General features: G+C 62.6%; 1 protein-coding gene. It reads left to right on the top strand.

Annotation, left to right across the window (positions count from 1 at the left end):
* On the top strand, positions 1 to 211 hold a 211-nt coding region (locus tag AF337_RS18370), incomplete at both ends, for a nitroreductase family protein (protein WP_483150627.1).

The following is a 211-nucleotide window of genomic DNA, read 5'->3' as shown; positions in this document are numbered from 1 at the left end:
CCTCAAGGGTTCGAAGCATTGGGAGAAATTTGTCGCCTTGCTCAACGATTCCAACCAGGAATGGGCCAGGAATGCATCGGCGCTGATCTTCGTCGTGTCGCGCGCCTTCACCGGGGCTGCCGGCTCAGCCGAGGAAAAGCCGAGCTACACCCATTCCTTCGATGCCGGTGCGGCATGGGGGCATCTGGCGATCCAGGCGCGCCTCTCCGGC

This window comes from Rhizobium ecuadorense, from assembly GCF_001187535.1.
In the GTDB taxonomy this organism is placed as follows: domain Bacteria; phylum Pseudomonadota; class Alphaproteobacteria; order Rhizobiales; family Rhizobiaceae; genus Rhizobium; species Rhizobium ecuadorense.
This window is presented reverse-complemented; position numbering and strand designations above follow the sequence as displayed.